Below are 11975 nucleotides of genomic sequence, written 5' to 3'. Positions count from 1 at the left end.
TCAGTAGCCGGTCACCGTCACGGCCACGGAGCCCAGCGCGGCGGCGAGCAGCACGCTGCCGGTGGCGAGCCCGGTGACGGCGCTCACCGGCAGCGCCCGCGCGCGAGCCACCGGGATCGCGGCGACCGCCACCAGCGTGATCAGGGCCGCCACCACATGGATCAGCGGGTAGCCGATGAGCGCCGCGACCGGAAACAGGTGTACGCCGACGACGAAGGCCACCCAGGCCGAGATGAGATCGGCACGGCGGCGTACGGCGAGCAGCCCGGCGCCGAGCGCGGCGGCGCCGAACTCGATGCCCACGACGATGCCGAAGGCCCGGCTGGTGTCGTCGTCGAACGCCGTGCCGGCCGACCAGTGCCGCCAGGCGAGGAGCCCGCCGACGATCGCGGTCACCGCGGCGACCGCCGAACCGATGCCGAGCGGGACACGCCAGCCCTTCGGCGGCGCCTCCTGCCCCCAGCCGTACCAGCTGAGGGCGAAGAACCCGAAGATGACCGCGGTCGCCGCCGCGTCCCGGACGTACTCCGCGATCATGCTGCTTCCCGTCCGTCACGACTCGATCTTGCCGATGCACAGTAGCACCGGCCGCCGGCCCTCCCCCGACCCGCTCTAGGTGGCGAACTCGACGCCGGCGAGGGCGACGGCACGGTACGCGGCCAGGCGCTCGGCCTGTTCGACGATGCTGTCGCGCGCGGTGGCGGGCAGCTTCCGCCACGGGTGGACGGCGACCTTCAACGTCCTGCCGGACTTGCGGGGACGCCAGGTGCCGACCACCTCGCCGTCGACCAGGACGGCGCCGGGGCGACCCAGCACCGGCCACAACTCCTTGGCGTGGGCCGTGCCCGGCACCAGGGTCGCTCGGTCTCTGGCCTGGAGGAAGAGGTCGAACGGGCCGAGCAGGCGGACCGCCGTGGCGGCGGCCGACTCCAGCGCCGGTTCGTCGGCGGCCAGGAGCGAGCGGGCCTCGCCGCCGACCATCACCACGATCACGTCTTCGGGCCAGCGTGCCTTCACCTCCTTGACCGGAGCATCGAGATAGTCGGCGACGTGTTTGGGAGTGGCCGGGCCGAGCAGACGGAGGTACGTACGGATGAGGTCGAACCTGTCGCCCGGAGCGACGGCCTTCTCGAACCCCGCGGTGCGCTGCAGGACCGGCGGTGAGGTGTCGAGTCGCAGCTCCAGCCCGGCCCGCACGGCGGCCAACCGGAACGGCATCTCGTAGAGGTGGGTGGCGCCGCATGGTCGGCAGGACCGCAGGTAGGGCTCGGGCATCACCGCCGCCAGACGCCCGGAGACCTCGCCCTTGACCGTCGGCCCGGTGACGATGGCCCGCATCTGGGCGGCCACCTCGTCGAGGGCAGCCAGGATGCCGATGCCCGCCGCCTTCAACGGCCGGGCGGCATCGTAGATGCGCTTGCCCGCGTCAGCGTCGGAGAACGGCTCGACGGCGGCCGCCACCTTCCCCAGGTCAGCGCGACGGTACAGGTGGGGAGCACCGCGCACGGTCCACAGCAGGATCAGATCCGCCACGGACGACGCCGCCACATCGACCCCGCGGATGGCCAGCGCCCACCTGCCGCCGTCCGGTCCGGTCTCCTGCACCCCGATATCGAGCACTGCGGTGTCTGCGAGCGTGCCCTCGACCCGGTCGAGCTGCTGCGCCTGGACGCGGAAGTTCATCACCTGCCGCGGATCAACCATCCCGTTACCCTAGGTAGTACCCCCGACAGGCGCCAACCCGGACGACGCTCCGGTCAGCACGGCCCGACGTCGCGCCACGGCCCGTGCGGCGACCCGCCCGGCTCCTGGTTGCGGCTGTACCACTGGGCCTGCCAACGGCGGCCGGCATGTACGACGGTCTCCCCGCCCTCGTACACCCAGGAGTCGGTCCAGGCAGGGTAGGTGCGCCCGGCACAGCCGGTGGCGGTGCCCACCCTGGCCCATGCTCCCCACGGCGAGGCGTCCGGCCGCGCGCCGCTGGTCCACCACAACGCCTCGAACACCGCGCCGCCGAACGTCACCCGGTCACCGGCGTGATACACCGTCCTGGCGTCCCACACCGGCGGGGCGGGATCCTCCGGCACCGCGGCCTCGCGCTGCAGCAGGGTGACCCGGTCGATCGTGACCGTGCCCGGGTCGAGGCGCAGGCTGAGGGTCGGCGCCCACCCGGTGATCTCCTGCCCGGTCATGGTGAGGCTGAGCAGGCCGGACCGGAGTGGCCGCCACTGGCCGTCGCGCTCCAGCCACGACGTCAGCTCCCCGTGGTCGACGACCGCCGCCAGCCGGTCGCCCGGTTGCCACGTGACGGCACGCGACCCCGGCCCGGTCGACAGCGCTCGACTCCGGCCGGCCACCACCACGTCGAGGCCGCTCTCCCGCCGGGTGTGGTTGTACCAGCTGTGGGCCCGGTTGCCCGGGCCGTCCGTCAGGCCGAGGAACAGGCTGTCCTCTGCCGCTCCGGTATCGGCGAAGCGGGCCGGCTCGACGATCAGTGCGAAACTCTCGCCGGCCGGTACCGGCAACGCCAGATGGCTCCACCGGCGGCCGTCCGCCGTCGCGGTGAGCACCCCCGCCGCCGTGTCCACGCGCAGCTGCACCGCCGGCTCGCCACCCTCGCCGTGGCTGCGGTACTCGTCGAGACGATCCGTGGTGAAGTCGTCGTCCCAGGTGACCTCGCCGAACGTGGCCGGGTCGAACGGCTCGTCGGTCGGCAACGCGGCCCGCGCCGGCGGCACCGACGGACCGGGGACCTCGGTGCCCTCCTCGGTCACCCACTTCGCGCCGGTGTCGTACTTCGTGATGGTGAACGCGTCGAGGGTCTCCCCCACCCGCACCGGCGACTCCCCGCCCGCGACGGTGTACGTCGCCACGGACTCGTACCGCAGCGTCCCGCCGTCCACCGTGATCGCCTGGTACGCCGAGACGTCCTGTGCCCGCCGGACGGTGACCGCGTTGTTGCGCTCCCACACGCTGTCGGCCAGGTTCAGCCGGTACTGCTTGCGTCCACCGTTGGAGACCACGTACACCGGACCGGCCGTGATTCCGGCGCTCGCCGTCGCGGACGAGTCGTGATGGCCGCGCCCGTACGAGTGATCGTGGCCCTGCAACACGAGGTCGACGTCGTTGCGCTCGATGACCGGCAGGATGTACTGCCGCCAGTCGGCCTCGTCCCGCACGTTGCCCGCCCCGTCCAGCGCGGTCGAGAAGATCGGCTGGTGCGCGAGGACGACCGCCCACCGGTGCGGGTTCTCCCGCAGCACCCGGTTGAGCCACGTCGCCTGGGCCGTCATCCAGGCGCGACGCCCCACCCCGCAGTCGAACGTGGCAAGCCCGGGCGGCCGGATCAGCGTACAGATGTCGTCCCGGTTGGCGTTCAGCGTGATGAACCGGACCCCCTGGTGGTCGGTGAAGTAGACGGTGTCCGCGAGGACCGCGGCCAGGTGCGCGCCGTACCCGGCGGCATACTCCCCCGCGTCCGAGGCCACCGGCCCATTGCGGGCGTACTCGAAGTGGTCGGTGAAGTTCTCGGCCAGCGGCTGCCCGCCGATCTCGTGGTTGCCGAGTGCGGTGAGCACGTTGTGGGTGGTGCGCAGGCGGGCGTTGGCCTCGAACCAGTCCTCCCACTCGACCTCGTTGGTGGCGGTGTTGACCAGGTCACCGGCGTACATGCTGAGCGCCGCGTCCGGATGCGCCGCCACCGCCCGTGCCACGGTGCCCGCCCACTCGGTGGCGATCCCCTCCTGCGCGTCACCGAAGTACAGGAAGGTGAAGGGCGCCGCCACGGCCGCGGCCGTGGTGAACGCCGACCATCCGCTCCACCGGCCCGCGCCGCCGACCCGGTACTCGTAGGTGGTTGCCGGAGTGAGGTCCGAAAGAATGGCCGAGTGGCTGCGCGCCGGATAGCCGCCGACGGTGCGCTCCGGCAGTTCCGTCGCGTCGACCCGCCTGGTCGGACCGCCACCGGCGGGCCGCAGCTCGACCACCCCGTCGATCGGCAGCAGGCTGCTGGTACGCCAGGTGACGTGCTGCGCGGTGGACGGGTCCTGCGCGGGGTTGAGCACGACCCGCCACGGCTCGCCGGTCGGCGCCTCGGGGTCGACCTGCTCCCGGGTCGTGGTCGCCACGTCGAAGACGTGCATGATGCCCCGGTCGGTGTGCTCCGGCAGAAGCACCGCGGCGATGGTCTTCGTCGGGTCCACCGGGGCGGGTCGGGTGCCGAAGACCCGGAAGGTGCCGCCCCCGCTCGTGCCGTCGCGGTGGTGGCGGCCGGTCACCTCGACCAGGGCCGTGTTCCCACCGCCCGGGGCCGCCGCCCAGTCGCTGAACTCGACCGGCACTGGCTGCCGGGAGCCGTCGGTGTACTCGACCTGGGCCGTGCCGCGGGCCGGCCCGTTCGTGGCCAGGCCGAGGAACGACACCGCCGCGGCCTGGGTCGGCGCCAGGTCGATCCGCTGCCCGTGCACGATCCAGTTGTCGGGCTCCCCGTCGGCGACCGCCGGCCAGGTGAAGACCACGCCGGTGGTGCCGTGCGCGATCTCGGCCCCGGGCGCCGCGCCGGCCGCCGCCAACTGTTCCCGGGGCAGCGACCAGTCGCTGAGGTCGAGCGAGCCCCGGTTGCCCGCGCCGGCCGAGGTGATGCCGATGTTGTTCCGGTCGTGACGGCCGTCGTCGTACGAGGGCGGCACGTCGGCGGCGCCGGTGCCCCACGTTCCGGGGGCCGCGGACAGGGTGAAGTCGAGCACCCCGCCGGCGGCGGCGAAGTCACCGCCCACCCAGGACGCCGACTGGGCAACCCCGTTCACCGACAGGCCCGTCGTGTACCGGCCCGAGCCGCCGGCACCCGGTGCGTTGATCTGGTAGGCGCGGTCGACGCCGGCCGGGTCGATCGTGATCGACTCGAACATCGGGGCACTCACCATGAGGTCCGCGGTGCCGTAGATCGCCGGGTAGATCCCGAGGTTCGCCCAGACGTACCAGGAGCTGAGCGAACCCTGGTCGTCGTTGCCCGGTAGCCCGGTCGGCGTGGTGTCGTACAGCTCCGCGACGGCCCGGCGGAGCACGTCGGTGGTCTTGTGCGGGGCCCGCAGCCAGTGGTAAACCCACGGCGAGTTGAAGGTCGGCTGGTTGCTCAGGTAGTTGCCGGTCTGCGTGTACGCGCCGGCGTCCAGCTGCGCCATCAGCACGTCGAGCGCGCGTTCCGACGCCTCGATGCCGCCCCGCGCCTCGACCAGGCCACCGATGTCGTGCGGCACCATCCAGCCGTACTGGTATCCGGTGGCCTGGTTGAACTGGCCGCGGCCGGCGGCGTCGTCGCGCACCCGCAGGTCGAAGGAGCGGTCGAAGCCGGTGCGCTCGCGCGGCCGGATGTGCCCGGTCTCGCCGTCGAAGACGTTGCGCCAGTTCTGCGCCCGCCGCATGAAGGCCCGGTAGGAGGCGTCGTCGTCGAGCCGGCCGGCCAGCTGCGCGATGGCGAAGTCCTCGACCGCGTACTCCAGGACCCGGGCGGTCGCGAAGTTCCCCTTGCGGTTCTCGACCATGCCGGTGGCGAAGTACTGGTACGCGTCGGGCCGGGTGCTGGTGTCACCCGGCAGCCGCTGCGTGTCGAGCAGCGAGCGGAGCGCCGCCGCCCGGTCGTAGTCGGTGGCGCCGAAGGCGTCCGCGGCGGCGAGGGCGATCGGCAGGGAGTCGGCGGCCATCCGTGCCTGGACCAGGTTGTACGTCGGCCCGTCGTACCAGGTGCCGGTCTGCTCGGCCATCAGCACGAGCGACTGGTTCACGTCGCTGGCCACCCTCGGGTACGCCATCGCGAGCAACTGGGCGTGGCCGCGGTAGAAGTCCCAGCCGGCGAAGTTGACATAGAGCTGTCGACCCGGCGCGACCCGGCGCCGCTCGCCGTCGTAGCCGACGTACTCGCCGTTGACGTCGTTGAAGACGTTCGGGTGGTGCAGCGCGTGGTAGAGCGCCGTGTAGAACGTGGTCCGTGCCTCCCCCGTCCCGCCGCGGACGCTGATCGCCCCGAGCGCGTCACGCCAGGCGTCGCGCGCCTCGCTCCGGACGGCGTCGAAGCTCCTGCCGTCCACCTCGGCCAGTCGGTTGCGCTCCGCGTTCTCGACGCTCGTGTACGACAGCCCGATCCGGGCGGTCACCGTGGCGCCGGGCGCGAAGGTGAGGAAGGCCCCGGTGCCGTGCCGGGCCGTGGTGCCGCTGGCGGTGGTGGCGCCGACCCTCGTCGTGGCGTCCTGCCACACCCCGTGCGAGGCGAACGGCTGGTCGAAGGTGGCCGAGAAGTGCACGGTGTAGTAGGTGCCCTGGTTGCAGACGGCACCGGCGGTCACCGTGCCGGTGACCCGCCCGGCCGCCGGGTCGATCGTGACCTGGCTCGCCCGGATCGAGTTGTTCGACCCGGAGACGTTCAGCAGCAGGGTCGCGCTGCCGGCCCCGGCCGGGAAGTCGAACCTGCTCACCGCCGACCGCGGGCTCGCGGTGAGCGCGGTGGTCACACCGTTGTCCGTGGTGACCGAGTAGTACCCGGGCTGCGCGATCTCGTTCTCGTGCGAGAAACCGAGGTAGTAGTCGCGGATGTTGGCGCCGGGGGCGCGCGGTGGTGCGCCGGCGTCGAGCGCACCGGTGAACGGGATGACCGGGAAGTCGAAGCCACCGTAGTTCCCCGTGCATCCGGTCCCGGACAGGCGGGTCATGCCGAAGCCGCGCAGCTGAGTCGCCGTGTACTCGTACCCGCCCTTCTCCCCGTTGGCCCCCTCCCGGTACGTCGTCGGGCTCGACTGGACGAGACCGAACGGCACCGTCGCCCCGGGGAAGGTGTTGCCGTAGGCGTCGTTGCTCTTGTTCTGGGTCGGATCCAGCTCGGTGCCGATGAACGGGTCGACCGCGTCGAACGGCGCCAGGTCCCCGGCCACCGCCGCCCTCGCGGCCGGCACCGCCACCGCAGCCGGCACCGCCGCCACGGCCGGCACCGCCACCGGCGAGGCCGCGAGGACGACCACCGTCGACAGCGCCACCACCAACCACCTGCGTCGCGACGAGGGCATACCGGTTCCTTCCGCAAGGATCAGGACGTCTCCACTATCCAGGCGCCGCCCTGCCGGCTCCCGGCCGAGAAGTGATCATGCAGTGAACAGATCCCGCTCACACAGGCCCTAGCGGGACTGCTGGTCGGTGCGTACCGCCGGCGCCTGCTCGAGCACCGAGGCGGGCAGTTGCGGCCCGGCCGGCAGTTCCAGCGGCTGCTTGGCCCGGGTGACCAGCTCGACCACGGTCTGCGACAGCCGGTTGGCCGACTGCGCCATGGACTGGTTGGCGGTGACGATCGCGTCCACCACCTCGGCGCGCTTCTGCTGGCCGTAGCGGACCGCCTCTTCGATGCCCCGTGCCTGCGCGTCGATCGACTCCGCGACCTCCAGGAGGGTCTCCGGGCGGATGGTGGGGGTCTGGATGGTCCGGGCGATCTGCGGCACGGCGGACTGCGACGCCCGGGCGTACGCGGAGAGCACGTCGTTGGCGCCGTCGGCGACCGCCTGCTGCATGTCGGCGGCCTGGTTGGCCTGCAACAGCAGCGCCCACTGCGCGATGGTGAGCTTCATCGTCGGGATGGTCAGGTTCATCAGCAGCGCGAGGCGCTGGCCCAGGCCGTAGTTGAGCGTCCGGATGTTGCGGACCTGCGGCGAGGTCGACCAGGCCACGAAGAGGCGCTGCTGGAACTCGTTGATGCGCACCTCGAGCGCCTGGATGAACTCGGTGACCAGGGAGAGCCGTTCCTGCTGGTCGCGCTCGTCGACCGCGCCCGGCGTGACGGTGATCGACCGGGCCTCGGCGAGCGCTTCGTCGCGGACCAGCTCCATCACCGCGATCGCGCCGATGAGCTGGCCGATGGCCGCCTCGTTGGCCTTGTAGAGCTCGTCGCAGAGCACCACGTTGCGCCGCAGTTCGTGCTGCTTCGCGCTGAGCTGTCCGGCCACCCTGTCGAGTTGCTGCTCGACCGTCCTGGCCTCCTCGAAGAGCATCTCCAACAGGTCGCGGCCCTTGCGGAACAGGCCCTTGACGGCGTCGGAGAACTTGTTGAAGGTCTCCCGGATCCGGGGGTCGCTCGGGTCGTACTTGCGCCGGAACGTCCGCATCCGGTCGTTGAGCTGCCGCATGATGCTGGTCAGCTCCGGGATGTCGACCCGCCCGACCTCCTTGAAGATCCGGCTGACCTGGGTGTTGACCTGGTCGATCGCGCTGTTGCCGAAGGATGCCAGCTGTTCGGTGTTGGCCAGCATCGCCGGGTAGAGCTGCCGGGCCGCGGCCTCGGCCTGGCTGCGCTGCGCGGGGGTGAGCAGGTCACTGCAGACCAGCTCGCGTGGCTGGCCGGCGGTCAGCGCGCCGGTGATGGCGGTGTCGGCCGCGCCGGCCGGCGGTTCGGCCGCGCCCCCCACGATGCTGCCGAAGTCGATCTGCAATCCGTCGGTCATGACCCCTCGGTCCCCTCACTGGCAGGTGTTGGCGTCCTTGATGCAGTTCAGCAGCGCGAGCGTCACGTCGGCGGCGGGCGCCGGGGTGGTGCGGATCTGCTCGGCGAGCGCGAGATCGGGAAAGTCGGCGACGTCGTTGGCGCCGACCTGTAGCGCCGACCGGAACCCGTACGTCTTCCAGGCGATCGCCTGGATCTCCGGGTCCTTCATCGCCTCGATCAGGCGGGCGGCGGAGGCGTTGAGCGCCAGCAGCGGATGATCGCTGTAGATGGTCGGGTCGGGGTAGAGCAGCCGGACGTTCTTGAGCACGCTGGCGGTGTTCACGTCGCCGTGCGCGACCAGCTGGATGAGCTGGTTCTCGTAGCCGGCGTAGAGCGGTGACTTGAACTCGCCGCCCTGGGTGAGCCATTCCCGGAACCCGGAGTCGGAGCTGCGTGCCTGTAGCCCCTGCGCGTCGTACACCGCCCGCATGGTGGGCAGGGCCCGGCGCGCCTGGGCGAGGTTCGGTGCCTGGAACACGTCGTCGGTGGCGATGATGCTCAACTGGAGCTGGGCGAGCACGAAGCCGCTGTTCGACTTGGCCGCGTCGGTGCTGGCCACGCTGATCGGCCCGCGCAGGTCGGCCGCGCCGATGCCGTCCCAGGTCTGCTTCTTGAGTACGTGCTCCAGCAGCAGGGACTTCATGTCGACCAGGTAGTACCGGTTCTCCCGCTGCTCGACGAGACCGCGTTTGATCAGGGCCTCGGTGCCGCGCGGCCCCGCGTAGACCACCTCGGGAGACTGGAGCAGGTTCTCCGCCCGGTAGTCCGGGAACGCGCCCTGATGCTGCGCCTCGAAGACGCTCTGCGCGCTGGCGCTCGACGGCCAGAGGCAGTCGAGCTGGCGTGCCTTGAGGTCGTCGCTGCTCAACTGCACCTGGTCGTACGAGCCGAGTGGCTGGAAGCTGATCTCCAGCTGGTACCTGTCGCGCAGGATCCGGGTGACGTCGGCGTCGGCCATCAGCTCGGTCTTCTCGGAGCCGCCGAGGCAGCTGACCACGGTCGGCGGGGCGGCCGAGGTGGCCGGTTCGTCGGCACGGACCCACAGCGCCGCGGCGACGACGCAGACGACGATCACCGTGACCAGGCCGATCAGGAATCGAACGCTCGGCAATCTCACGATGGCTCCTTCATCCCAGTTCCGGCAGCTTCGGCGGTGCGACGGTGTCGAGGTTGGCGCGGTACTGCGCGATGTCGCCCTGGTTGACCAGCCGCACGCTGTCCAGGGCGAAGGCGGCGAAGCGGTCGAACGCCAGCTCCCCGCTGCGCTTGAGCGCCTCCGGATCGGTGTAGAGCACCGGCTTGCGCTGGATGTCGAGGTACTGCCGCACGGCACCGTCGAGGCTGGTCAGGTGGCCGCCGATCTGGCTGGCCGTGGAGTAGAGGCTGTTCGGCGCGGCCGTGCGGACCCGGTCGAACAACTCGGGTACGTAGTGGCAGGCCGATTGCAGGGCGGCGCGGGCGGCCGGTGCGTGCACCTCGCGGCTGAGCCGTTCGACGCCCCGCAGGACCCTGAGCGCCTCCTCGACCTTGACCCGCGCCTCGTCGTGGTAGTCGTCGCCCTGGGCCTGGGCGGGGCTGCGGTCGTCGAGCATGAGGTACGTGCCGAGGGCCGCGGCGACCGCCAGCAGCGGCGCCCACAGGAAGCTGCCGCTGCCGGCGAAGACCCCGGTGAACACCGCGACCGCGGCGGCGAGCGCGACCGGGGCGGCCAGTTTCCTTCTCATCGCGGCGCCCGGGGTCCGTCGGTGGGGCGGCCGGTCACTTGTAACCCGCCGCCTGACGCAGCGCCGACACCAGGTCGTCCTGCTGGACGTACGCGCCGCCGGTGGCCGTGGCCACCTCCCTGAGTTGCGCGGCGTCGACGTCGCGGCCGAAGGCGATGGCGACCACCGGTACGCCCAGCGACGTCAGCGCCGCCACCGCGCCACCCCGGTCGGCGCTCTCGGACTGGCCGTCGGTCATCAGCACCACCAGCCGCCGCCGGTCGGCGGGCTGCGGCCGGCTCAGCTCGGCGGCGGCCCGTTGCAGGCAGGCGTACATGTTGGTGCCGCCGGTGGGGCGGTAGGCGTTGATCCGCTCGGTGAGCCCGTGCAGGCCGGCCGCGTCGTCGCCGTCCACCACCCACGGCGTGCCCTCGACGAGATCCCGGTTGAAGATGCCGACGGTGGTCGAGTCCTGCGGGTGCGTACGCAGGAAGTTGAGCGCGGCCTGGTCCTGGTCGAAGATCTGGTGCGCGGCGGCCTGCACCCCGTTCCATCCCTCGTTCGCGGCCATCGACCCGCTGCCGTCGAGGCAGTAGAACGTGTTGACAGGGCGCCGGTACCGGGTCTGGTAGCGGTCCAGCGCCGCCTCGATGACCGGCGCCGCCGGATACTGGATGCCCTGCTCGTTGATGGTCGCCTGGATGCCCCACTCCGGGTTGAACACGGACAGGTCCGGGTTGTCCAGGGTCAAACCGACGCCGGTGACGGGGCGCCGCCCCAGCTTGAGCAACTGGGCCTGCGCGCCCGGGTCGGTGAGCAGGTGGTCCTGCAGCTCGCGGACGATGCCGCGCCGGACGGCGTCGCCCTCGTCGCCCTGCGGCAGGAAGCCCAGTGGCGCGTCGCTGATCGCCAGCGAGCCGCGGGGGTACGCGACCACCAGCGGCTCCTTGCCGGCCCTGACCAGCTCCTGGTTCTTCTCGATGACCAGGTCCTCGTAGGTGAACATGGTGCGGCAGTCGGCCGGGCGGGCGAGGCACTCGGTCATCAGGGTGCCCGTCGACGGCGGCGTCTGGTCCATCGCCGCGATGAACCGGGTGACGCCCTGCTCGACCGCCGGGGAGTCGAGTTGCTGCTGACTCAGCGGGGTGCCCGGGCCGTTGCCGGCGAAGTAGTTCATGAAGCCGAACAGCACGGTGGCGCCGGAGTTGGACTGCGTCGGGTTGGTCACCCAGACCCGCGTACGGCCCGACTCGACCGCCCGCAGGATCTCGGCGATCCCGACGTCCGCCCGGTCGGCGAAGCCCAGCCGTTGCATCTCGCCGCGCCAGCCGGCGAAGACCACCGGCGTCAGGAACATCGGCTGCACGTCCTGCAGGACGTTGGCCTTGTCGCCGAGCTGGGAGAAGACGCTGGAGGCGAACCAGTAGGCGTCGTGCTCGCGGCTGCCGGCGGCGAGCAGTCGGGCCTGGTCGACGGAGCCCTTGAGCGTCACCTCGCAGTGGTACCCCTTGCCGGCGCACCACGGTTCGACGATCGTCTCGACCACGCTCTCCTGCTCGGACCCGGCGACGATCCGCAACGTTGGTCCGTCGATGCCGGTCGACCTGCGCGGATCGGGCTCGTCGCTGGTACATCCGGCGGCAAGCACCATCATCGCAGCGGCGACCGCCGCAATCCCCTTGACCCGCACCTGTGCCCCATCCCGTCGCTGCCGTTGATCTTCGAAGGACCTGGCTTGTTGGTAGCAGCGGTGAACG

General features: G+C 71.6%; 7 protein-coding genes. All 7 read right to left on the bottom strand.

Annotated features, from left to right (window positions below; all coding sequences use genetic code 11):
- The gene (locus tag O7615_RS24785) at positions 1-537 is read right to left on the bottom strand and encodes a hypothetical protein (protein ID WP_278180192.1); all 537 of its coding nucleotides are present in this window, start codon (positions 535-537) and stop codon (positions 1-3) included.
- A gap of 75 nt (positions 538-612) precedes the next feature.
- A complete protein-coding gene (locus O7615_RS24780) occupies positions 613-1704 on the bottom strand; it encodes a winged helix DNA-binding domain-containing protein (RefSeq protein ID WP_278180191.1) in 1092 nt (363 codons plus the stop codon).
- A gap of 53 nt (positions 1705-1757) precedes the next feature.
- A complete protein-coding gene (locus O7615_RS24775) occupies positions 1758-7052 on the bottom strand; it encodes a GH92 family glycosyl hydrolase (RefSeq protein ID WP_278180190.1) in 5295 nt (1764 codons plus the stop codon).
- A 108-nt stretch (positions 7053-7160) separates the two neighbouring features.
- Positions 7161-8474, bottom strand: coding sequence for a toxic anion resistance protein (locus O7615_RS24770; RefSeq protein ID WP_278180189.1), 1314 nt, complete (start codon positions 8472-8474; stop codon positions 7161-7163).
- 15 nt (positions 8475-8489) lie between these two features.
- On the bottom strand, positions 8490-9632 hold the full coding sequence (locus O7615_RS24765) for a hypothetical protein (protein ID WP_278180188.1): 1143 nt from the start codon (positions 9630-9632) through the stop codon (positions 8490-8492).
- A gap of 10 nt (positions 9633-9642) precedes the next feature.
- The gene (locus O7615_RS24760) at positions 9643-10239 is read right to left on the bottom strand and encodes a hypothetical protein (protein ID WP_278180187.1); all 597 of its coding nucleotides are present in this window, start codon (positions 10237-10239) and stop codon (positions 9643-9645) included.
- A gap of 34 nt (positions 10240-10273) precedes the next feature.
- A complete protein-coding gene (locus O7615_RS24755; protein WP_278180186.1) occupies positions 10274-11908 on the bottom strand; it encodes a vWA domain-containing protein in 1635 nt (544 codons plus the stop codon).
- Positions 11909-11975 lie beyond the last annotated feature (67 nt).

The sequence above is a fragment of the Micromonospora sp. WMMD1082 genome (assembly GCF_029626175.1).
Taxonomy (GTDB): domain Bacteria; phylum Actinomycetota; class Actinomycetes; order Mycobacteriales; family Micromonosporaceae; genus Micromonospora.
This window is presented reverse-complemented; position numbering and strand designations above follow the sequence as displayed.